17 protein-coding genes are annotated in these 23,444 nt (G+C 60.5%); 5 read left to right on the top strand and 12 right to left on the bottom strand.

The features are described 5' to 3' along the window. Nucleotides 1-4: 4 nt before the first annotated feature. The 6 genes from moeB to TU73_RS28925 form a co-directional block, all read right to left on the bottom strand. Nucleotides 5-1,129 (bottom strand): HesA/MoeB/ThiF family protein, encoded by a 1,125-nt coding sequence (gene moeB / locus TU73_RS07770; protein ID WP_082642564.1) that lies wholly within the window; start codon nt 1,127-1,129, stop codon nt 5-7. Nucleotide 1,130: 1 nt separating this feature from the next. Next, on the bottom strand, nt 1,131-1,403 hold the full coding sequence (locus TU73_RS07765; protein ID WP_057011718.1) for a MoaD/ThiS family protein: 273 nt from the start codon (nt 1,401-1,403) through the stop codon (nt 1,131-1,133). Nucleotides 1,404-1,406: 3 nt separating this feature from the next. Then, nucleotides 1,407-2,141 (bottom strand): hypothetical protein, encoded by a 735-nt coding sequence (locus tag TU73_RS07760; RefSeq protein WP_057011717.1) that lies wholly within the window; start codon nt 2,139-2,141, stop codon nt 1,407-1,409. A gap of 10 nt (nt 2,142-2,151) precedes the next feature. Then, on the bottom strand, nt 2,152-2,853 hold the full coding sequence (locus TU73_RS07755; protein WP_057011716.1) for a TfuA-like protein: 702 nt from the start codon (nt 2,851-2,853) through the stop codon (nt 2,152-2,154). Further along, nucleotides 2,834-4,051, bottom strand: a complete 1,218-nt coding sequence (locus TU73_RS07750; RefSeq protein ID WP_057011715.1) for a YcaO-like family protein — start codon at nt 4,049-4,051, stop codon at nt 2,834-2,836. Before TU73_RS07750 ends, TU73_RS07755 begins: the two co-directional genes overlap by 20 nt. Before the next feature lie 77 nt (nt 4,052-4,128). Then, the gene (locus TU73_RS28925; protein WP_156382953.1) at nt 4,129-4,305 is read right to left on the bottom strand and encodes a hypothetical protein; all 177 of its coding nucleotides are present in this window, start codon (nt 4,303-4,305) and stop codon (nt 4,129-4,131) included. Nucleotides 4,306-5,023: 718 nt separating this feature from the next. Between TU73_RS28925 and TU73_RS07745 the strand changes: the two genes are divergently transcribed. Then, on the top strand, nt 5,024-7,111 hold the full coding sequence (locus TU73_RS07745) for an LTA synthase family protein (RefSeq protein WP_057011714.1): 2,088 nt from the start codon (nt 5,024-5,026) through the stop codon (nt 7,109-7,111). Between the two features lie 70 nt (nt 7,112-7,181). Here the strand turns inward: TU73_RS07745 and TU73_RS28140 are convergent, their stop codons facing one another. After that, nucleotides 7,182-7,334: a DUF3309 family protein gene (locus tag TU73_RS28140; RefSeq protein WP_015885095.1), complete on the bottom strand. Its 153-nt coding sequence runs from the start codon at nt 7,332-7,334 to the stop codon at nt 7,182-7,184. A 327-nt stretch (nt 7,335-7,661) separates the two neighbouring features. Here TU73_RS28140 and TU73_RS07740 point away from each other — a divergent pair, with 327 nt between their 5' ends. After that, nucleotides 7,662-8,477 carry an SDR family oxidoreductase gene (locus tag TU73_RS07740; RefSeq protein ID WP_057011713.1) on the top strand — a complete coding sequence of 272 codons (816 nt, stop codon included), beginning with the start codon at nt 7,662-7,664 and terminating at the stop codon, nt 8,475-8,477. Between the two features lie 127 nt (nt 8,478-8,604). Further along, nucleotides 8,605-8,808 carry a carbon storage regulator CsrA gene (gene csrA / locus TU73_RS07735; RefSeq protein WP_057011712.1) on the top strand — a complete coding sequence of 68 codons (204 nt, stop codon included), beginning with the start codon at nt 8,605-8,607 and terminating at the stop codon, nt 8,806-8,808. 10 nt (nt 8,809-8,818) lie between these two features. Here csrA and TU73_RS07730 read toward each other — a convergent pair whose 3' ends face one another. The 4 genes from TU73_RS07730 to TU73_RS07715 form a co-directional block, all read right to left on the bottom strand. Next, nucleotides 8,819-9,046 carry a YheU family protein gene (locus TU73_RS07730; protein ID WP_003172962.1) on the bottom strand — a complete coding sequence of 76 codons (228 nt, stop codon included), beginning with the start codon at nt 9,044-9,046 and terminating at the stop codon, nt 8,819-8,821. A gap of 75 nt (nt 9,047-9,121) precedes the next feature. Then, a complete protein-coding gene (locus TU73_RS07725) occupies nt 9,122-10,306 on the bottom strand; it encodes an osmoprotectant NAGGN system M42 family peptidase (RefSeq protein WP_057011711.1) in 1,185 nt (394 codons plus the stop codon). Between the two features lie 165 nt (nt 10,307-10,471). After that, nucleotides 10,472-12,217, bottom strand: a complete 1,746-nt coding sequence (gene ngg / locus TU73_RS07720) for an N-acetylglutaminylglutamine synthetase (RefSeq protein ID WP_057011710.1) — start codon at nt 12,215-12,217, stop codon at nt 10,472-10,474. Nucleotides 12,218-12,220: 3 nt separating this feature from the next. After that, complete coding sequence (locus tag TU73_RS07715) at nt 12,221-13,993, bottom strand: N-acetylglutaminylglutamine amidotransferase (RefSeq protein WP_057011709.1); 1,773 nt, start codon at nt 13,991-13,993, stop codon at nt 12,221-12,223. Nucleotides 13,994-14,299: 306 nt separating this feature from the next. Here TU73_RS07715 and TU73_RS07710 point away from each other — a divergent pair, with 306 nt between their 5' ends. Beyond that, nucleotides 14,300-19,138 (top strand): NEL-type E3 ubiquitin ligase domain-containing protein, encoded by a 4,839-nt coding sequence (locus tag TU73_RS07710; RefSeq protein ID WP_057011708.1) that lies wholly within the window; start codon nt 14,300-14,302, stop codon nt 19,136-19,138. On the opposite strand, the gene mnmC is transcribed toward TU73_RS07710, so the two are convergent. After that, entirely contained in the window at nt 19,135-21,114 is a 1,980-nt protein-coding gene (gene mnmC, locus TU73_RS07705) for a bifunctional tRNA (5-methylaminomethyl-2-thiouridine)(34)-methyltransferase MnmC2/FAD-dependent 5-carboxymethylaminomethyl-2-thiouridine(34) oxidoreductase MnmC1 (protein WP_057011707.1), read from the bottom strand. The genes TU73_RS07710 and mnmC overlap by 4 nt on opposite strands. 141 nt (nt 21,115-21,255) lie before the next feature. On the opposite strand from mnmC, the gene pap reads away from it, so the two are divergent. Next, nucleotides 21,256-22,770, top strand: coding sequence for a polyphosphate:AMP phosphotransferase (pap, locus tag TU73_RS07700; RefSeq protein WP_057011706.1), 1,515 nt, complete (start codon nt 21,256-21,258; stop codon nt 22,768-22,770). Nucleotides 22,771-23,444: the final 674 nt, after the last annotated feature.

The raw sequence follows: 23,444 nt of genomic DNA, 5'->3' as shown, positions 1-23,444 counted from the left end.
GCTTTCACGGCGCGACCAGCGTGGCGTTGTCAGGATAAGCCGTCAGGTAGCGCTCGATGCCACCCTCAAGACTGAAGAGGTCCGCCTGCGGGTGGATGCTGCGAACCGCCAGCAGGGCGGCCTTGCTCCTGACCCCGGATTTGCAATAGAAGACGATACGGCGGGTGGTATCCAGTTCTTGCCGGCGATCGAGTATGTCTTTGAGCGGAATCAAGCGGCCGCCCAGCGAAGCGTGCAGGTGTTCATGGCTGTCGCGTACGTCGACCAGTTGCAAGGGCGCTTGTGACTTGAGCCAATCATGCAATTTGTCGGGCGACAGCCAGTCACTGTCACGCCATGCAGGCGTGGTGGAAGCCCCCAGTGCGGGTGCGGGAAGGCGGTTCCGGTTTTTATGGACGCTCAACAGGTGGAAGGTGTTGTCCAGGCAGTCGATGGACAACAATTTGCCGCTCAATGGCTCCCCGGCCTGGAGGATGAGCTTGAGCACTTCGTTGGCTTGAAAGCAGCCGAGCAGGCCAGGTATGACACCCAGCACGCCGGCTTGCGCGCAGTTTTGCGTCAAGTGTGGAGGCGGTGGGGTTTCGAACAGATCGCGAAAGCAGGGCCCCCGCTCCTGGGTGGCTTGGTGGTAGTGATTAAATACCGACACCTGGCCTTCGAATTGACTGATCGAGGCATAGACCATCGGTTTCTCACCGGCGACACAGGCATCGCTGATCAGGTATTTGGTGTCGAAGTTATCCGTGGCGTCGACGATGATGTCGTAGCTCGCCAGCAGCGACAGCACATTGTCCGGGTTCAGCGTGGTGGCAAAGGTATCGACGACGATGTCCGGGTTCAACTGGTTGACGCGCCGCTTGGCGGCCGACACTTTCAGTTCGCCCACATCGGCCACCCCATAGAGAATCTGTCGATGCAGGTTGCTCAGGTCGACGATGTCGTTATCAACGATGCCGAGCGTGCCGACCCCGGCGCCCGCCAGGTACAAGAGCACCGGGCAGCCCAGTCCGCCGGCGCCGACCACCAGCACCTTGCTGTCTTTGAGGCGTTGCTGGCCTTGGGCACCGACTTCACTGAGGATTATCTGGCGGGCATAACGGGAGGTGTCCGTCTTCAGATCGCACTGCATGTCAGCCACCTGCCACGGCGTTGATCAAAATCAACTGCGCATTACTGTCCAGGGGGCGCCCGCGGTCTTGCGCACTCATTACCGGCATGCCGTTGACGAACAAGCCCACGAACGGCAGTGGGTGAAGGTCCTCGGAGAACACCGGGCCAATCAACGCGGGAAACCGCGCGGTCAGGTTGCCCAGTACATCATTGACACACAAACCCTCGGCCTCGTGGGTTTTATGTTGGTCGGTGTAAAGCATGAACTGCCGGGGAAAGTGTACGACTGCCATGGGTCATCCTTGAGCGTTGTCAGTGGTCAGTTCACTGGAGAATGTATCCAGCCTGGAGGTGATCAGCTTGCCGATTTCAGACAGTTCGGCGGATGCCTGGAGCGTGGCCAGGCTCTGCAGGAAATACTGATGCAGAAAATCCAGCCGTTCGGGGCGCGCCCGCCCGGAGCCGCTCGCCACCAGGCGCTGGTGATAGTTCACGGCGCTGACCGCAAACAGGCAAGCCAGCAGGACACCTCGAGGGTTCTTGCCGCCGGTGCCCGATGGCAGCACGTAGTCGTTCGCGCTGTCCTTGAGCTGGAAGTCGTAAATCTCGGCGATCATGCTGCACCAGATATGCGACAGCTCATGCACGAGCAGTTCCTCAAGATCGGTGATGCTGGTAAACGCGTCTTCGCCCAGGAACATCTGTTGCGGCAGCACCGGATTGGTCAGGCTGACCTGATGCGTCAGCAACTTATAGATATTCACTGGCAGATCGAACAGTTTGCTCCAGTGCGGCAGCAAGGCTTTAAGGTTGCTCCTGGCTTCGGCCAGCATGAACCGCTCGGCGTTACCCAGCGCTTGATGGGGTGGAAACTCAGGCGCGCCTTCGACGTGCTGGTGGTACAGGGTGGTGGCAAAATCAGGCTGCAGATAAGTGGCTAACGGTAACTCGCTGCCCGCGATATTCCTGCGTACAACGGCGACGAGGGTTAGAAGTTTGGTGCTGTTGAAGTGTGGATTTACAAACGGCAAGCCGTTTATTTCACACAATATCTCTGATGGCGACATTCTGTTTTACCGTCCTCGTCCATGGTTTCAGTTTGAGAAAATCGATCAAGTCCAGACTTTTTATTCTGTAGGCCGAAAAGTTGGCCAGGGCACTGTCTATGGTGGGTTCCGCGACAGGCAGTGCCATCAAGGCGTCTTTCAGACAACTGAGCGTGCGATGTCCGTACCACATGTTTTTCAGGTAGTGCAGGGTTTGCTGCGCGTGGGCGGGCGTGATGATTTGCTCCGCCGTCCAGTGCTTCAAAAACTGCCGGATATGGATAAGCGGCTCGCTGAGCGAAAGGTAAGGTGCTTGTGCCTGGTGCACCAATGTCACTTCGTCGTCGGACATGTCCGGGTCGCTGGCGAATTGCCGATAGACTTCGCCAAAGCCGGTCATTCCCAACCTGTCCATTTCACAGGCGCGGATGGCTCCCATGGAAGACAGGCCCCAAATGCGCCAACCGGCGTTCAGGGCCGTCAGGATCTCGGCATGCCCGACTGCAGGGTGTGCATGGAACACGCCATCGACAATCGCAAGGTCCGAAGGCGGCGATTGCGCGACCAGGCGTTCTATGTCGCCGCGTTTGACGGGCGGGCATACCACCAGGTCGTCGCTGCACAGCAGTCGGCTATCGATGCCTTGCAAGGAAGGGCCCGCAAATAGCTTGCAGGGTTCAAGCGCTTTGTTTGACATACGTAAGTAACCTCGGACCGACCCTTTTCAACCCGGGTTCAAAGGCTTCAAGCCCCGGAATCATGATTCTGACCACCGTGATGTCGTCCGTGGCCTTGCTAAGCACAACCCTCAGCACGCTACTCAGGCCGATTGCCTGTAACCGCTCGATAAGCAATGTCCAGGCCGATTCGATGGTGGGGATCGCGGCTTCCTGGCAGTCGATGGCGGAGTAATCGATCATCTGTTCACGGGAGGTCGCCACGTTACGCAAGCGTGAGATCGCCTCAAGCTCCACGGAGCGGCCTTTCTTCTCGAAGTATTTGACCCGCTCAATGATGTCGTCCCGGCCACCATGGATGTGACTCAGACGGCTTTGGGCCGCTTCGCAGATTGCCCGGATCAAGGCGATTTCCTTGATCGGATGCAGCCCTGAGCCAGTCGCCACGGAGATAGGGGCCTGGGGGGACTCTTCCATGATGAACGCCTGGAAGTAGGCCAGTCCAAAGCAGTTCTCGGTGTAGCGGACCGACAGGCTCAGGCCCGCGTCATTGACCTTGCTGATCAGGGCAGCGATCTCTGCGCTGTACTGGTCCAGATGGACGAGGCAGGAACGGTCACGCAGGTGATTGAAGGCCTGGACATCGCGCTCCATCAGTTCGCACACCGCATGCACCGAGGCTTCCACTAAGTCGTTGCCGGAGGCCAGGCCACTGGAGCTTTCCCCAAAGAGTTGTTGCCCTGGGTTCTCGGGGTAGGGAATGAACACCAGTTCGGCGGGTGCAAGGACCTTTTTCCCGCGCAATACGTCTTCGACTTCGATGGCCATGATGAGCGCGTCGGCATTGGCAGAGAAGCCATACAGCATGCAGAACTGATTGAACGCTATGCGGCCCTCATGGCTGTCGATGAGTTGCCGGGGAGTGGTCTGCACCAATGTCAGTTGGGCTGTATTGTATTGCGCAAGGCTGAATTCGATAGCCTCCATGTACGCGCCTATCTTGGCTTCGGCTGGCCTGAGGCCTTTGCCTGCATTGACGCACAGCGAGCCCTTGAGGGCATCGGGTCGAATACTGGCAAACACTGGGATACCGATACGGTCCAGCCAGGTTGTGTCGGTTACCCGAGTAATGCCCAGGCGTGGGGCTAGGTCGTTGGTGATGATGGTTAATGTTTCTTCGGCACTGCGACGACGAAGGCTCGAACTAAGCCTTTGCATAAGTTGTTACCTTGGCGTGATGAAAGTTATACAAGCACACACTGGAAACGGGAGGGAATGACTTCCCTCCCGTTTTTTCAGGCTGCGATTTTCACTTCTTCAGCCAGGGCCAGCGTCAACACGTTGTTGTTCGACTGGTGTGCAACAAAGCCAGCATGCATCAGGCTTTCATCGTTCAGAATGACGGAAAACTTCTCCGCTGTTTCCGAATCCAGTTCCAGTTCAAAGGTTGCATTGTTAACGAGAGCGTCCATTTTGTTTTTCCTATCCATAGCATTGCGTTTTAAGGATGTGTGTTGCGCAACGGCTATGAAACTTGCAGGCGGGAGAGCGGGTGTCAAGACAATACAATTATTTTCAATTCTGCCTTTTTGCGATGAAAGGACTGAATAGTTAATTGAAAATATGGGCTGATATGCGCGTCTGCATTTGATGCAAAAGGAGCCGAAGTCTAATGCAGCAGCAGGTTTGCGCCGTAGGGCGCAACAGCGATGCATAGTTTGGTGTATGACTTGGCTTCGGTGATTGGGCGCATGTTCAGTCGGCTTCATGACCCCCATAATGGGGACGACTGCCTTCGGCAAATTACCGGTGCAATTGGCGCGCACACCGCGCAAAAGTGATGGCGTAAGAATGGCATCTGCGATGCGCCACCCGTACCGATAATTTTTTCAGCTGTGTGGACGAAGAATGACCGGGCAATTCGTATTTTGTGTATCGAGATATTCGCTGCACAGAATTTTCACATTCCATCCAAGACAATTCGCCGGCTTTATTCGCCTGGCAAGGCTCTATTCCTGGGGCTTCTAAAGACCCAGCCACATTGCACGTTCAGTAATTAATAGCCTTGCCGGCCTTGATCGGGCACCATTTGTGCCGCCGCGTTAACCGCCTACCCCAGCCAGCCTGGGCGAGGGACGGACGCCACTGCCTTATTTCGCAACTTAAACTTCCAATGGGTCCTAAAACGACATGGCAAACCCGGACGCCCTGAATCAGCAGCGAGCTGCAAATCGCCTGCTGCAACCGACCGTCAAATCCCATCTGGCTTACACGCTGCTGTGCGCACTGGTCATGATGGTGATGTTCTCCCTGCTGCGCCTGGCGTTGCTGGTCTACAACCGCGAGATGATCCTGGATACGCCGGCCTCGACGTTCCTGGAAGCGTTCGCCAACGGCCTGCGCCTGGACATCCGCCTGGTCATGTACCTGCTGATTCCGCTGTTGTTGGCGCTGTTCAGTGTGCGGGCCATGGCGGCGCGCGGGTTCTTCCGCTTGTGGCTGACCGTTGCGTCGAGCATCGCCTTGTTCCTGGGGCTGATGGAGATGGACTTCTACCGCGAATTCCACCAGCGCCTCAACGGCCTGGTCTTCCAGTATGTGAAGGAAGACCCGAAAACCGTGATGAGCATGCTCTGGTACGGGTTCCCGGTGGTGCGTTACCTGCTGGCCTGGGCCGTGGGCACGCTGATTTTGAGCATGGCCTTCAAGGGCGCCGACCGCGCAACGCGCCCGCGTGGTCCGTTCAGTGGCGGCACCATCAGCACGCGCCAGGTGGCCCCGTGGTACAGCCGCATTGCGGTGTTCGTGGTCTGCCTGCTGGTCGCCGTGGTCGCCATCCGCGGCACTCTGCGCCAGGGCCCGCCGTTGCGTTGGGGGGACGTCTACACCACCGATTCCAACTTCGCCAACCAGCTGGGCCTCAACGGCACCCTGTCACTGATCGCGGCGGCCAAGGCGCGGTTTGGCGAAGACCGCGCCAACATTTGGAAAGCCACCCTGGAACAGCCCCTGGCCACCCAGACCGTGCGTGACATGCTGGTGTTGCCGCAGGAAAAACTGGTGGATACCGACACCGCCGCCGTGCGCCGTGACTTCACGCCACCGGCCGAGAAGACCCTGCCGATCAAGAACGTCGTAGTGATCCTGATGGAAAGCTTCGCCGGTCACTCGGTGGGTGCATTGGGACGTCCGGGCAATATTACCCCGTACTTCGACAAGCTGACCAAGGAAGGCTTGTTGTTCGACCGCTTCTTCTCCAACGGCACCCACACCCACCAGGGGATGTTCGCCACCATGGCCTGCTTCCCGAACCTGCCGGGTTTCGAATACCTGATGCAGACCCCGGAAGGCAGCCACAAGCTGTCAGGCCTGCCGCAGTTGCTCAGCGCCCGTGATTTCGACGATGTGTATGTCTACAACGGCGATTTCGCCTGGGACAACCAGTCGGGCTTCTTCAGCAACCAGGGCATGACCAACTTCATTGGCCGTAATGACTTCGTAGACCCGGTGTTCTCCGACCCGACCTGGGGCGTGTCCGACCAGGACATGTTCAACCGTGGCCTGGAAGAATTGAAAGCCCGTGAAGGTGGCAAGCCGTTCTATGCGCTGCTGCAGACCTTGTCCAACCACACGCCGTACGCATTGCCGACGCCATTGCCGGTTGAAAAAGTCACCGATCGTGGCAGCCTCAACGAGCACTTGACGGCCATGCGCTACTCCGACTGGGCCTTGGGCCAGTTCTTTGAAAAGGCCCGCAAGGAGCCGTACTTCAAGGAGACCCTGTTTGTGATCGTGGGTGACCACGGCTTCGGCAACGAACAGCAGATCACCGAGATGGACCTGGGCCGCTTCAACGTACCGATGCTGATGATCGCGCCGGGTATGCAGGAGAAGTTCGGCGAGCGTGATCACACGGTGGGCACCCAGATCGACATCGTGCCGACCATCATGGGCCGCCTGGGCGGCGATACCCTGCACCAGTGCTGGGGTCGTGACCTGCTTAACCTACCGGAAGGCGACAAGGGCTTCGGCGTGATCAAGCCGTCGGGCAGCGACCAGACCGTCGCCTTGCTCACCGGTGACCGTGTGCTGGTATTGCCCAAGGAAATGCCACCCAAGTTGTGGGAATACACACTGGGCGCCGAGCCGACCGGCAAGGTGATCCCGCAATCGCCGGACGAGGCTGCACTCAAGCAGAAACTTGAGTCGTTCCTGCAAACCGCAACCAAGAGCCTGCTGGATAACACCGCGGGTGTCGTGGATGGTAAGCCGGACTAACTGACCGGCAATAAAAAAGAGGCCTTCTAGAAGGCCTCTTTTTTTGTTTCTTAAACGGCTGGCGTGGCGTTTATATCCGGCCAAGCAACAGCAGTACCAGCAGGACTACCAATACCACACCGAGGATACCCGATGGGCCGTAGCCCCAGTTACGCGAGTGCGGGAACACCGGCAGGCCACCCACCAGCAGGAGGATCAGGATAATGATCAGAATGAGGCTCATGGTTTTTTCCTTATAGGTCTTGGGTAAAGACCAGTTATTTACGATACCCCCGTCTATCTGATTACGGGCGCCTTACTAACTCCGACTCTTTCACTTCACAAAAAATTCAGTGTTTTTTTAAAGCTTTTTGCTCAGTCGTTTATTTCTTTTAACGTGTACGCAAATCCATCTTAGTAGTTGAAGTTTTTTGAACTTAGGCTATGCGCAGGCATCTGACCGAGCCCGCGGTTTGCCTGGGGCATTCATCACTTTGATGGTGCGTGGGGGCAGGAAAAACCTTCGCTACACTGCCGGTCACTTCTTTCGTGAACCACAAGGCTACTTCCTATGCAAAACCGCATGATGATCACTGGCGCCGGGTCCGGCCTGGGTCGTGAAATCGCTCTGCGCTGGGCCCGTGAGGGCTGGCAGTTAGCCTTGTCGGATGTCAGCGATACCGGTTTGCAGGAAACCCTCAGGCTGGTCCGCGAGGCGGGCGGTGATGGGTTTACCCAGCGCTGTGACGTGCGTGACTACAGCCAGCTCACCGCGCTGGCCCAGGCGTGCGAGGTGAAGCTGGGTGGCATCGATGTAATCGTCAACAATGCCGGCGTGGCCTCAGGCGGGTTCTTTGCCGAACTGTCCCTGGAGGACTGGGACTGGCAGATCGCAATCAACCTGATGGGCGTGGTCAAGGGCTGCAAGGCGTTCCTGCCGTTGCTGGAAAAGAGCAAGGGCCGGATCATCAACATTGCGTCAATGGCCGCGCTGATGCAGGGCCCGGCCATGAGCAACTACAACGTGGCCAAGGCCGGCGTGGTGGCGTTGTCAGAAAGCCTGCTGGTGGAGCTCAAGCAGCAGGAAGTCGGTGTGCATGTGGTGTGCCCATCGTTTTTCCAGACCAACCTGCTTGACTCCTTTCGGGGGCCAACCCCGGCCATGAAGGCACAGGTGGGCAAATTGCTCGAGAGCTCGCCCATCACCGCGACGGATATCGCCGATTACATCTACCAGCGCGTGGCCGAAGGTGAATTCATGATCCTGCCCCATGAGCAAGGGCGCATGGCCTGGGCGCTGAAACAGAAAAACCCGCAGTTGCTGTATGACGAGATGACAGTGATGGCTGACAAAATGCGCGCCAAGGCCCAAGCCGTTAAAGGCTGATCCGGGCGAGGTCTGTCAGGGAAATTACCTGCTTATGTAGGCAGCGCCTGATTTGATCGCAAGCCATTGCCGGTCCATTTTCAAGGGCGCATGGTCAAGGTCCTGTCACTCGAAAAGGACAACCGCCATGCTGGTCTTGAGCCGCACCCTAGGCGAAGCCATCTCCATCGGCGATGACATCGTCGTGCATATCCTTGAAGTCAACGGTACCCACGTGAAATTCGGCATCGACGCGCCACAGGACGTCAAAGTGCACCGCGCCGAGGTGTACCAGAAGATTCTCAAACGCCAGGGGCCCGCCAGCCATCCTGTGCCGGTCCCTAATTTTTAGGCGCAGGTGTTCAGTCGAACAGATGCTTGGGCACATCGTGCTTGAGCATCAGTTGGCATTGCTCGCTTTCGGGGTCGAAGACGATCAGTGCCTGGCCCTTGGTCAGCGCCTGGCGCACACGCAGCACGCGGGTTTCCAGGGGCGTGTCGTCGCCGTTATCGGTGCCGTCGCGGGTGACGAAGTCTTCGATGAGGCGGGTCAGGGTGTCGACTTCAAGTGCATCGTGGGGAATCAGCATACAAGCCTCGGGGGTAGAATCCCGGCGATGCTACTGCGCCGGGACCTTTGTTGCCAGTATCTGGTGGTGCCAGGGTCAGGACTTCTGACCTACAAGGCTGTCCACCGACGGTACGCGGGTGTCGCTCTCCATTTGCGTTTCATGCTCAATCTGGTGACTGAACCGGTCGAGGGAGCCCTGGGCCGGCTGCGCATCGCTGGCGAACACCGGTGGGCTGAGGATATAGGCGCCCAACAAGCGACTCAGCGCGGCCAGGCTATCGATATGGGTGCGTTCGTAGCCATGGGTAGCATCGCAACCGAAGGCCAGCAGGGCGGTGCGGATGTCATGACCGGCAGTGACCGCCGAGTGCGCATCGCTGAAGTAATAACGGAACAGATCGCGGCGCACCGGCAGGTCGTTATCAGCCGCCAGGCGCAGCAAGTGCCGCGACAGGTGATAGTCATACGGCCCGCCGGAATCCTGCATCGCCACGCTCACCGCATGTTCGCTGGAGTGTTGGCCGGGAGCGACCGGGGCGATGTCGATGCCGACAAACTCACTGACATCCCAGGGCAGGGCGGCCGCCGCGCCACTGCCGGTTTCCTCGGTGATGGTGAACAGCGGGTGGCAGTCGATCAGCAGCGGCTCGCCACTGTCGATGATCGCCTTGAGCGCGGCAAGCAGGGCGGCGACACCGGCCTTGTCATCCAGATGGCGAGCACTGATATGCCCACTCTCGGTGAACTCCGGCAGCGGGTCGAAGGCCACATAGTCACCGATGCTGATGCCCAGGGAGTCGCAGTCGGCGCGGGTGGCACAGTAGGCGTCCAGGCGCAGCTCCACGTGGTCCCAGCTCACCGGCATTTCATCCACGGCGGTATTGAACGCGTGCCCGGAGGCCATCAATGGCAACACGCTGCCGCGAATCACGCCGTTATCGGTGAACAGGCTGACACGGCTGCCTTCGGCAAAGCGGCTTGACCAGCAGCCGACCGGCGCCAGGGTCAGGCGGCCGTTGTCCTTGATCGCCCGCACGGCGGCGCCGATAGTGTCCAGGTGCGCGGAGACAGCCCGGTCCGGGCTGTTTTTCTGGCCCTTGAGGGTGGCGCGAATGGTGCCGCGCCGGGTCATCTCAAACGGGATGCCGAGTTCTTCCAGGCGTTCGGCGACGTAGCGCACGATGGTGTCGGTGAAGCCGGTGGGGCTGGGGATGGCGAGCATTTCCAGCAGCACTTTTTGCAGGTAGGCCAGATCGGGTTCGGGAATGGTTCGGGTCATGGAAACTCCTGATGAGTTGGGGGCATCGATGGTTTCGATGAAAGGGTTGAGAGATTCGTTGCCTGTGCCGGCCTCTTCGCGAGCAAGCCCGCTCCCACATTTAAAATGCATTCAACTGTGGGAGCGGGCTTGCTCGCGAAGGCGCCGGTACAGGCGACACATCACTTAAGTCGCCGGCTGACTGTGCGGAAACAACAAATCCACAAACTTCTCTGCGGTAGGCTGCGGTTCGTGGTTGGCCAGCCCGGCCCGTTCATTGGCTTCGATAAACACATACTCCGGCTGGTCGGCGGCCGGCACCATCAGGTCCAGGCCGACCATGGGGATGTCCAGGGCGCGGGCAGCACGCACGGCGGCGTCCACCAGCGTTGGGTGCAGGATCGCCGTAACATCTTCCAGGCAACCACCGGTATGCAGATTGGCGGTACGTCGCACGGCTAGTTGCACGCCCTGGGGCAGGATACTGTCGTAGCCATAACCTGCGGCTTTGAGGGTGCGCTCGGTTTCCGCATCCACGGGGATTTTGCTCTCACCATCGGTGGCAGCCTGGCGGCGTCGGCTTTGGGCTTCGATCAAGGCGCGGATGGAATGCTGGCCGTCACCGATCACTTCGGCAGGGCGGCGAATCGCGGCGGCGACCACTTCAAAACCGATCACCAGGACGCGCAGGTCCAGGCCCTCGTGGAAGCTTTCCAGCAACACGCGACTGTCGAACTGGCGTGCCGCTTCGATGGCTTGCTGCACCTCCTCAATGGTTTGCAGGTCTACCGCCACGCCCTGGCCTTGCTCGCCGTCCAGCGGCTTGACCACGATGCGCTGGTGCTCATCGAGGAACTCCAAGTTGTCGTCGGCACTGCCCGCCAGTTGCTGGGAGGGCAGTTGCAGGCCGGCGGCCTTGAGCACCTTGTGGGTCAGGCTCTTGTCCTGGCACAGGGTCATGCTGATGGCGCTGGTCAGGTCGCTCAGGGATTCACGGCAACGTACGCGACGCCCGCCATGGCTGAGGGTGAACAGGCCCGCGTCGGCATCGTCGACCTGCACATCAATGCCACGCCGATGGGCTTCCTCGACGATGATCCGCGCATAGGGATTGAACTCCGCCTGCGGCCCGGGGCCGAGGAACAGCGGCTGGTTGATACCGTTCTTGCGTTTGATCGCAAAGGTGGTCAATGCCCGGAAGCCAAGCTTGGCATACAGGCTCTTGGCCTGGCGGTTATTGTGCAGCACCGACAGGTCCAGGTAGCTCAAGCCACGGCTCATGAAGTGCTCCACCAGGTGGCGCACCAGCACTTCACCGACCCCGGGCCGTGTGCATTGTGGATCCACGGCCAGGCACCACAGGCTGCAACCGTTTTCCGGATCCTGGAAGGCTTTATGGTGATTGAGACCCATCACGCTGCCGATCACCGCCCCAGTGTCTTCATCCTCGGCCAGCCAGTACACCGGGCCGCCTTGGTGGCGCGGGGTCAGGCGCTCGGCATCGACGGGCAACATGCCGCGGCCTTGATACAGTTGGTTGACGGCCTGCCAATCGGCGTCGCTTTGCACCCTGCGAATGCGAAAGCCGCGAAACACCCGGGTTGCCGGGCGATAGTCGCTGAACCACAAGCGCAGGGTGTCGGACGGATCCAGGAACAACTGCTGAGGGTCTATCCCGAGGATCTGCTGGGGCGCTGCCACATAGAGCGCAATGTCGCGCTCGCCGGGCTGCTCATTGAGCAGTTCCTGGGCCAGGCTGGCCGGGTCCGGGAAGGTATGGCCGATCAGCAACCGCCCCCAGCCGCAATGCACGGCAATCGGTTCGGCGGCCAGTGGGCTGCCATCTTCGGCCAGGCGCGCTTGCAGGCGCTCGTAGGTCGGCGCCTGGCCCTTGAGCAAGCGTTGGCTGTACGCCGCGGCATTCGGTTTCATCGATCAGATTCCTTGTTCGCTGAGCCACAGGTTCAGCGCCGCCAGTTGCCACAGCTTGGAGCCGCGCAACGGGGTCAGTTGGCCTTGTGGGTCCGTCAGCAGGCGGTCGAGCATGGCGGGGTTGAACAGGCCACGGTCCTGGCTCGGGTCCAGCAGCAACTCGCGCACCCAGTTCAGGGTGTCGCCTTGCAAATGCTTGAGGCCCGGCACCGGGAAGTAACCTTTCTTGCGGTCGATCACTTCGCTGGGGATCACCCGGCGCGCGGCCTCCTTGAGCACCTGCTTGCCGCCATCGGGCAACTTGAACTTACCCGGCACGCGGGCCGACAGCTCCACCAGGCGGTAGTCGAGAAACGGCGTACGCGCTTCCAGGCCCCAGGCCATGGTCATGTTGTCGACGCGTTTGACCGGGTCGTCCACCAGCATCACCGTGCTGTCCAGGCGCAGGGCCTTGTCCACGGCGGCGTCGGCGCCCGGCATGGCAAAATGTTCGCGCACAAAGTCGCCGGCGGCGTCGTTGGCGGTCAACCATTTCGGCGCGACGGTGGCGGCGTAGTCCTCGTAGCTGCGGTCGAAAAACGCGTCGCGGTAAGCCGAATAGGGATCGCTGGCGCCGTCCACCTGCGGGTACCAGTGGTAACCGGCGAACAACTCGTCGGCGCCCTGGCCGCTCTGCACCACCTTGCAATGCTTGGCCACTTCCCGCGACAGCAGGTAGAAGGCGATGCAGTCATGGCTGACCATCGGCTCGCTCATGGCGCGGAACGCCGCCGGCAATTGCTCGATGATTTCGCTTTCGGCGATGCGCAACTGGTGGTGACGGGTGCCGTAATGCTTGGCGATCAGGTCCGAATACTGGAACTCGTCGCCGCGCTCGCCGCCGGCGTCTTCAAAGCCGATGGAGAAGGTCGACAAATCGTCGACGCCCACTTCGCGCAGCAGGCCGACGAGCATGCTCGAATCGACACCACCGGAGAGCAGCACGCCGACATCGACGGCCGCGCGTTGGCGGATCGCGACGGCTTCGCGGGTGCTGTCGAGCACGCGGTCGGTCCAGTCTTCCAGGGTCAGGTGTTTTTCGTCCTCATGGGGGCCGTAGGGCAGAGTCCACCAGGTTTTCTGCTCGGTCTTGCCGCTGGCGTCGATACGCATCCAGCTCGCCGGCGGCAGTTTTTCAATGCCCGCTAACAACGTGCGCGGTGCTGGCACCACGGCATGGAAATTCAGGTAGTGATTGAGGGCCACCGGATCGAGGATCGGGTTGATATCGCCGCCCTTGAGCAGGGCCGGCAAGGCCGAGGCAAAGCGCAGGCGCTGGCCGGTGCGCGACAGGTACAAAGGCTTTACGCCGAGACGGTCGCGGGCGATGAACAACCGCTGGGCATCGCGCTCCCAGATGGCGAACGCGAACATGCCGTTGAGCTTTGGCAGAAGCGCTTCGCCCCAGGCGTGGTAGCCCTTGAGCAACACTTCGGTGTCGCCGCCGGAGTAGAAGGCGTAACCGAGCGCTTCCAGCTCCTGGCGCAATTCAGGGAAGTTGTAGATCGCGCCATTGAAAGCCAGGGACATTCCCAGTTGGGCGTCGACCATGGGTTGGGCGGAGCCGTCCGACAAGTCCATGATCTTCAGCCGGCGATGGCCCAGGGCAATCGGCCCTTGGGCGTGAAAACCCCAGGCGTCGGGGCCTCGGGGAGCGAGGTGATGGGTGATGCGTTCTACCGCTGCCAGGTCGGCAGGTTGATGATCAAAGCGTAACTCGCCAGCTAGTCCACACATAAATTCCTTACCGGTTTTTCCGTTGGGGAGGTCAACACTCAATACGCCCGAATGGGCGCGTACCCAGAAACTGACACGGGGCATTTGTGGGAGTTTTAGAACAATCCGTTATAAGGCAGATGGCCTTGATGCCGCCCGGCCTCCCCCAGGCGCGGCGCGGCCTGGGCGCAAAGGGCGTTATATAACGTCAGGATTCAAGCAAATTAATGCTCAATTCCCCGGCGAATCGTTGCGCTATTCGAATGCATTTTTTCCGCCCTGGCGCTTAGGGTTGTCGATTACCCGCAGCGAACAGGAACGCTGACCATGACGCAAAAAAACGATTTAAGTGAATTCACCGATGTTGTCACGGAAGATGAACTGCTGGCGGTGTTGCTGGAGGGCACCGGTGACCTGGATAAAGCCCGGGTCTTGTACAAAACCTTGCCGCCGTGGTGGGTAAGGGCCGCGCCGCAAAGGCGGGCGGCACTCAAGCAAGCGCATGAGTACGGTGAGCTGCCACGTCGCTCGCTCAAGGCGTTGCTGGACAGCGTGCGGCCACTGGATGAGTTCTGCATCGAACGGCTCTATACCTTTTTACTCAGCAAGGGGGTGGAGGACGTCGATGTTGAGCGGGACCAACTGGAGTTGCGCCGACGCACCTTGAGCGGCGTCGGTGCTGATTTAGGCGGTGACCTGATTGAAACCTTCACCTGGGACAAGCAAAGCCTGGTGCAGGCGGCCATGCAGAACTTCGACGTCGACCGTGCACGCGGCGGTGCCCAGTTGGCCGCGAGTGTGGTTCGCTCTGCCGCAACAGGACAGCCGGTGCCAGGCCTGACGGCTGAGCAGTTCGTTCAGTATTGTCGCGAACTGGACCTCGGCTTGGCCTATCAGGAACATCTCAGAGACGTATTTGCGCTGGCGTTCCCCCCGGACCTGACCAACGACGACGGTGTCAGAATAAACCGCCCAGCCGTTCAGATCGGGTTTGCCAAACGTTATGACATGCAGGTGAGCCTGCATATCGCATGCGCCAATCAGCACCTGAGCGACTCGGCGGGCGAGCGCCTGCTCAAGTTGATCGAGGCGGATCGCCCCGCGACTGAACGGGTTACGTTGGCGCCTGAGGAAAAACCCTTGATCTGGCAAGGCCTGAAGATCGATGGCGCATGCCTGTGGAGCGTGTTGGTGGTGTGCGACGAAGGGCCTGACCCTGACAATCTCGAAGGCGGGTCTTTGCTGATCTACATGCCTAACGAACCGAACCGGCCCTGGTATGAATACAAATCCCTGGATGATTTCAAGCAATACCTGACCGCCAGGCTGCAAGAGCCGACTTACCGAACTTTTTTCGAGGTCTATCTGGACGAATACGACCGCTTGGATTTTTTCCGGCGTTTCGATGAGGACAAGCAGCTGGGGCCAATGGAGCCCACTCTGGTCACCACCGGGTTTACCGGGTTCTTTTTCAATGCCTGTACCGGCAAGCTTCAGCGCGATGCGCAGGCCCTGGCGGTACCGACGGCACAGGCTGACGCAGAGGCTGACGAGCAGCGCTGGAAGTTCTACCTGGAATTGGGCATGGACATGCTCAATGCCGCCGCGTTCGTTGTGCCAGTCGTGGGTCAACTGATGCTGGGCGTGGCCATCGGCGAGTTGCTGGGCGAGGTGTTCGACGGGGTCGAGGATTGGTTGCATGACGATAATACCGAGGCCTTGAAGCACCTGATCCATATTGGCGAAAACGTGGCGGCCATGTTGGCGTTCGAAGGCGGCAAACGAGTAATCGCGGGCTTCAAGGCTGGCGCAACCTCCAGCGGATTTTTCGATCAGGTCGAGGCCATCACCCGCAGCGACCAGCGACCGGGGCTCTGGCGACCGCGACTGGCCCCTTACCGCCAGCACTTGGGCGACGATGCGCTCTGGGCCGCCAACGGCAGAAACGTACTCCAGGCCCAAGGCAAGTCGTGGATCAAGATCGATGATGCGGTTTATTCGATCGGGTTCGATGCTGCACTGGGCCAATGGCGCATCAACCATCCGCTGCGTGCAAACGCTTACCGACCGCCGCTGATCCATAACGGTCGCGGGGGGTGGCAGCATGTGTTCGAGCATCCCGAACAATGGCATGACCTGCGTTACATCCTCACCCGGATCGATCCCGGCCTGGAGCAAATGAGCCACGAAGACACGGCGGCGATCGCTGCTATCACCGACATGACGACCTCACAGGCCCGCAGCCTGGCGATGGAGAACGAGCTGCTGCCCCAGCGCTTCCAGGACTGCGTCGTGCGTTTCAAGCAACATCACAAACTCAACGGCCTGGTGCGTCAGTTGGAGCGTGGAGAATCGCCTGCCGCCGACACCGCCCGTATGCAATTGCTGGCGCTGCCGATGATGTCGGGGTGGCCCGCAGGTCGATTTTTCGAGGTGCTGGATGATGCAGGAGACGTGTTGGCAAGCTACCCGGATGTCGCTCCCTTCGACTATGAAGACCTGAGTATTCATATGCCTCGGCGTGAACTGCGCGCAGGCCGGGTCATGCAGACCCTGCTCGAAGCCCTGAATGATGAGGAGCGCACTACGCTGCTGGGCGAAGCGGTCGCGCGCGATAAGGCCAAGCCCGTGCTGGAGCGCCGATTGCTCGCCACCCTCAAGCAGCACTATCAGCCACTCACGCAAAAACTCTTTCTCGACCAGGAAGGCGCGACCGATAACCGCCTGCAAGCGCTCAAAGGCCTCGAGCCCGGGCTCTCCAATCGTGCGGGTTGGCAACTGCTGATCGAAACCCCGGCTGCCCGACGCAGCCAACTGCGCAACACCGGACGGGTACCGCTGCCCGTTGCCGAACAGGCGCGCAAGGCGTTGAGGCTCATGGAACGAGACCGCGCGCTGACCGGCCTGTATCTGCCCGAGCAGACGATGGCGTCGACCCGCCGCATCGCCATGGGCGTGCTGCAGCATCTGCCGGGTTGGCCGCAGGACTTACGTCTGCAACTGCGCCAACACAGCCTGGACGGTGTGGTGCTCGCCGATATAGGCGATCCGCAGGCGGCCATGCAACGCGTCGTGGTCGAGACCCGCGAAGGGTTTGAGGCCTTCGACGCGCAGGGGCGCTCCCTGGCGGACCGTGCGCAAGGCACGTTCGGTTTTTACCAGGCGCTGCTGGATGCTTTGCCCCAGCCATACCGAGCCAGTCAGGACCTGATAAGTGACTTTTCGTCGCAAAGGTTGTACGGCCGCCTGCGCGTCAACTCCCAGAGTTTGCAGCGGCGCATCGCAGCGTATATGCGTGGCGAGTTGGCCCCTGTCGAGGAGGACCGGGTCGTGCCGTGCATCCAGGCGGCGCCGCCCGCGCCGCCGTCGGCGGATTCAAGACTGATGCGCAAGATGCGCAAGCTCTACCCATTGCTCGACGATACCCAACTCGCCACCCTGCTGGAGAGGTTGGGCGAGGATCACCTCAGTCGCGCCAAAGCGGTCGAAGCCTTGCAGCAACAACTGAACGCACTGCATGGCGCCTTGAAAACCTGGCGCAAGGCGCCGGCACCGCCCACCCTGTCAGCGGCCGAACGCTGGGATTTTCGCATGAGCCGAAAACAGGTGGCCAGGGCCATCGAACACGGTTGGCAATACATGAGCAAGCTGAAGGACTACTTGAAGAGGGAGGTTCCGGGGTTGTCGCTCGATGGCATGCTGCACGAACCCCTGCCAACGCTGCCGGGGCCTGTCGAGTTCCCCCATATACGCTCGCTGTCCTTGGAAAACCTCGAACTGGATGACCGCGTCGCCTACTTCCTCAAACATTTCAAACAACTGAAATCCCTCGATCTGTCCTATAACAAGATCACGCGGTTGCCTGAGGTGCTGTCGCTGATGCCCCAATTGGAATACCTGCGCATGACCGACAATGCGCTGAAACTGGATGACTATTCACGCGCCAAGCTTGCGGGAATGCGCAGCCTGCAAATGCTGACGTTGAACAACAACGCATTGGTTGACTCGCCCGACTTCAGCCAACTGCGCGTACTGACCGAATTGCGTTTGCGCAATTGCCGGCTCAAGGAATTCCCCAAGGGTGTTTCACGCCTGCCTTTTCTGGAAAGCCTTGATGTGAGCGATAACGATATCAAAGTGTTGCCCGAATGGTTGTTCGAGGCGCCGAGGAGCTACGCCCGGGTCGTCAACTTGAGCGGCAACCCGCTGGGAGACACCAGCGTGAAGCGGCTGAAGGAATATCGCGATGCTCATGGCATCGGCATGGGTTACCTGGATGACCAGAGCGTGCGCTTGACTGAACAGAATGCTCGCGAGTTCTGGCTGCCGGATAGCCGGGAGGGTCGCTTCAGCGAGAAGGAGCGTATCTGGCTCGGGCTCAAGAATGAACCACGCTCCGATGGCTTATTCACGTTGTTGGCCGAACTCGCCGGTACCGCCGATAGCGCCCTTGTGCGCCAGGATCTGAATGACCGCGTCTGGCGCGTGCTTGACGCTATCGGAGCAGACACCTCGTTGCGTGACGATATCTTCGAGCGCGCCGGTGAGCGTCGCAATTGCGAGGACGTCACTGCTGACCTGTTCAGCGATATGGAGGTGCTGGTGCACATCCGCCAGGCGCAGTTGCATGCAACGGACGGCACATTGACTCCCGCCGAGCTGTTGAACCTGGCCCGCATGCTGTTTCGCCTCAAACAACTGGAGCGGCTGGCGCGCGCTTTCAAGGTCGACCACCCCGAGGCTGATGAATTGGAGGTGGGGCTGGCATTTCGAATCGGCCTGGCTGAACGCTTGAAGCTGCTGGGGCAACCCAGACACATGATTTTTAATGAAGAAAGCAAGGTCACCGCACAAGACTTGAATGAAGCTGAGGCGATGGTCAATACCGCCGAGCTTTCACCGCAGTTGCTGGATTACCTGGTGGAGTTACCCTTCTGGGAGAACTACCTCAAAAGTGCGCACAAGGCGCATTTCGAGGCATTGATCGAGCCGTACCACCAGCGCATGGAGGCCTTGATGCAAGGCCCGGCGCTGGACGATAAAAGCCACTTCGAGCAGTCCGGTATCATTCAGCAGGAGCAGAGGGCAGCTGAAAGGGTCGAGCTGGAACGCTTGACCCTGGAGGCCATGAAGCAGGTCGACCTGAACATCTGCTCCATGCCTTAGGTCTTGCCGGCATTGCTGCGCACCAGCCCGCGCACGGCAAAGCGGCTGGGGTGGCAAGCTTCGGCCACGCTGCGCGGCACCGGCAAGGGTTCATCGTCCAGCCAGGCCGCAAGCAATTCTGCGCACAGCGGTGCGGTGATCAGGCCACGAGAACCGTGGCCGCTGTTGACGTACATACCTTCCAGCCAGGGGCACGGTGTGTCCGGCACGCTGCGCGCATCCTTGCGCAGTGCGTCATAGGCCTGGGCAAAGGCGGCGTTGTCCGCCAGCGGCCCGACGATTGGCAGGTAGTCCGGGCTGGTGCAGCGAAAAGCGGCGCGGCCTTTAAGGGTTGCGGGGGCCAGGCTATCGGCGTGCAGGCGCTCGGCCAGGTCCCCGGAGATACCCTTGAGCAAGGCCAGGTTGCCGGCGTGTTCGGCGGCCGTGGGCGTGAGGTCATCGCTGTTGAAGTCGAAGCTGGCGCCCAGGGTGTGTTCGCCCAGGCGGGGCGGGGCGACATAACCTTCGGCGCACACCACCGTCGCCAGGGCCTGGCTCCGGACGGTGTGTGGCAGGCATGTGATCTGCCCGCGGATGCGCTTGAGCGGCAGCTCGGCGAAACGCTGCACCTCGGCGGCGCCGGCCAGGATCACCACGGGCGCACTGGCCAGCAGGCGCTCGCCGTCCCAGGCTTGCCACTGGTCACCGATTTTGCGCAGATCCAGCACAGCGTGATGGGGCAGTACCGTGACCCCGGCTCGACGCGCCTGCCATTCGCACAGGGCAGGCGGGTGCACCCAACCGCCTTCGGGGAAAAACAGCCCGCCGTGTTCCAGTGCAATGCCCGCGCGGGCCTGGGCCTGCTCGCGGTCCAGCAGGTGCAGCAAGTGCGGGGCAAAGGCCGCGCTCAGCTGCGCCTGGCGTTGGGCCTCTTTGGCGTCGAATGCCAGTTGCAGCACGCCGCAGCCGTCCCAGTCCACCCCGCGATGCAGATGTTCCAGCACGCGACGGGTGTAGCCGAACCCGGCGACGATCAGCTGCGACAGGGCCGTGCCATGGGCCGACAGTTTGAGGTACAGCACGCCCTGGGGGTTTCCCGAAGCCTCCTGGGCCAGGCCGGCATGGCGCTCCAGCAGGCTGACCTGCCAACCCCGCGCCGCGAGGCTGGCGGCCGTGGCGCAACCGGCGAGGCCCCCGCCGACCACCAGGGCCTTGCGCTCCCCCGCCGATCGCCGCGGGCGAGCGAACCACGGCTTGGCGATGGCGGGTGCCGGTGTCTGCGCCGGCCAGCCGAGAAACTCCCCGCGCAGGATCTCCCATTTGTGCCCGATGCCCGGCGTGCGTTTCATCTTGAACCCGGCGGCATTGATCAACCGCCTTACCCAACCGGTGCTGGTGAAGGTGCTGATGCTCGAGCCCGGGGCCGCCAGGCGCGCCAGTTCGGCGAACAGCTCGGCGGTCCACATATCGGGGTTTTTCGCCGGGGCAAAGCCATCGAGAAACCATGCATCGACCTGTGCATCCAGCTGCGGCAGTTGCTCAAGCGCATCGCCGATCAACAGGGTCAGGATCACGCGGCCGTTACCCAGCACCAGGCGTTGGAAACCCTGATGAATGGCGATGTACTGGGCCAGCAGTTGCTCGGCCAAAGGCGCAAGCTCAGGCCAGAGGGTGAGGGCGCGTTGCAGGTCGGCGTGGCTCAGTGGGTATTTTTCCACGCTGACAAAATGCAGCCTCGCACCGGCCGGAGCTTGTTGTTCGAACAACTGCCAGGCGCAGAGAAAATTCAAGCCCGTGCCAAAGCCGGTTTCGCCGATCACCAGCCGCCCACCTTCGCCCAGCGCGGCAAAGCGCTCCTGCAAGCGGTTCTGTTCAAGAAACACATAGCGGGTTTCGGCAAGGCCTGACTGGTCGGAGAAATACACATCGTCGAACATCCGCGAATGCGGGCGACCTTGGTCGTCCCAGTCAAGCTGGGCGTGGGAGATGGGGTTCATGGGCGGCTCGGCAAAGACAAGGCGGCCATTCTAGCTGATCAACACGCGATGAATTGACCCATGGCAGGCGCGGGTGGAATTTCCTTGCGCGTGTTATTGCCCAATCCGCTAGTCTTGAGCCATCTTGAAACGGAGCTGCCCATGTTCGAATCCGCCGAAATCGGTCACGCCATCGACAAAGACACCTACGACGCCGAAGTGCCGGCCCTGCGCGAGGCCTTGCTGGAGGCGCAGTACGAGCTGCAGCAGCAAAAGCGCTTCCCGGTGATCATTCTGATCAACGGCATCGAAGGTGCGGGCAAAGGCGAGACCGTCAAGTTGCTTAATGAGTGGATGGACCCGCGCCTGATCGAGGTGCGCACCTTTGACCAGCAGACCGACGAAGAACTGGCGCGCCCACCGGCCTGGCGCTACTGGCGGCAACTGCCGGCCAAGGGCCGCATGGGCATTTTCTTTGGCAACTGGTACAGCCAGATGCTGCAGGGCCGCGTGCATGGGCAGATCAAGGACGCCCGCCTGGACCAGGCCATTGCCGGCGCCGAACGCCTGGAAAAGATGCTCTGCGACGAAGGCGCACTGATCTTCAAGTTCTGGTTCCACCTGTCCAAAAAACAGATGAAGGCGCGGCTCAAGGCCCTGGCCGACGACCCGTTGCACAGCTGGCGCATCAGCCCGCTGGACTGGCAGCAGTCCCAGACCTACGACAAATTCGTGCATTTCGGCGAGCGTGTGCTGCGCCGCACCAGCCGCGATTATGCGCCGTGGCATGTGATCGAAGGCGTCGACCCGCATTACCGTGGGCTGACCGTGGGCAAGATCCTGCTGGATGGGCTGCAAAGTGCCTTGAAACAGGCCAAGGTCAAGGCCAGCGGCATGAACCCGGCGCCTTTGCTTGCCTCGGTGGACCACAAGAGCCTGCTCGACAGCCTCGACATGACCCTGCGCCTGGACAAGGACGATTACGAGGAACAGCTGATTACCGAACAGGCGCGCTTCTCGGGCCTGATGCGCGACAAGCGCATGCGCAGGCACGCGCTGGTAAGTGTGTTCGAGGGCAACGACGCGGCGGGCAAGGGCGGGGCGATCCGCCGTGTGGCGGCGGCACTGGACCCGCGCCAGTACCACATCGTGCCGATTGCTGCGCCCAGTGAAGACGAGCGCGCCCAGCCATATTTATGGCGCTTCTGGCAGAAGATCCCGGCGCGCGGCATGTTCACCGTGTTTGATCGCTCCTGGTATGGCCGCGTGCTGGTGGAGCGTATCGAAGGCTTCTGCACCCCGGCGGACTGGATGCGCGCCTATGGCGAGATCAATGACTTCGAAGAGCAACTGCGCGATGCCGGTGTGATCGTGGTCAAGTTCTGGCTGGCCATCGACAAGGAGACGCAGCTGGAGCGCTTCCAGGCCCGCGAGGAGATCCCGTTCAAGCGCTTCAAGATCACCGAAGACGATTGGCGCAACCGCGACAAGTGGGACGACTATCGCGCGGCGGTAGGCGACATGGTTGATCGCACCAGCACCGAGGTAGCGCCCTGGACGCTGGTGGAAGCCAACGACAAGCGCTGGGCGCGGGTCAAGGTGCTGCGCACCATCAATCGTGCGTTGGAAGACGCGTTCGCTAAAAGCGACAAGCACGACAAGAAGAAAAAGAAATAGCCCGGATCGAACATTGGTCCAAATGTGGGAGGGGGCTTGCCCGCTCCCACAGGGGATCTGTGCCAGGCGTTGATTCTGTGGGCAATACATGACCAATGTGGGAGCTGGCTTGCCTGCGATGGCGGTGGTTCAGTTAAAGATTCAGTGACTGACACTCCGCTTTCGCGAGCAAGCCCGCTCCCACATTTGATCTTCGTCGCTTTGAACATTGCGTTCGCTTAACTGATCTGCATTAGGGCTTGCCCCCGATAGCCATAGGTATCTACACAACTTTGTAAGCTGTAGCAGCCGACGGTAACCACGATGCGAAGCGAGTCGCTCTTGATCTTGATCTGGCTTTTGATCTTGATCTTAGGCGCCCCGTTAAACCACGCTGGCCGGAATTCGACAGAGATTTGGGGGGTAAACCGGCAGGGATGCCGGTTTAGCCGCCCCGCGCCATGGATGGCGCGTGGCGGCGGCCCCCCAAATCACTGGCGGATTACGGGCACACCGAGCCTAAGCGAGGTGCCGAGTGGTGGGGCAAGAGCGTTTTGCTTACTTTTGCGCTTTTCAAAAGTGAGCCGCCGTCAGGGCGGAACCCTAAGTGGCCGTTACCGCAGGAATGGATATGTACACGGTCCAACTGTGTTGACTGTCAGGCCGCCATCGCAGGCAAGCCAGCTCCCACATTT

The organism is Pseudomonas libanensis (assembly GCF_001439685.1).
Lineage (GTDB): Bacteria > Pseudomonadota > Gammaproteobacteria > Pseudomonadales > Pseudomonadaceae > Aquipseudomonas > Aquipseudomonas libanensis.
This window is presented reverse-complemented; position numbering and strand designations above follow the sequence as displayed.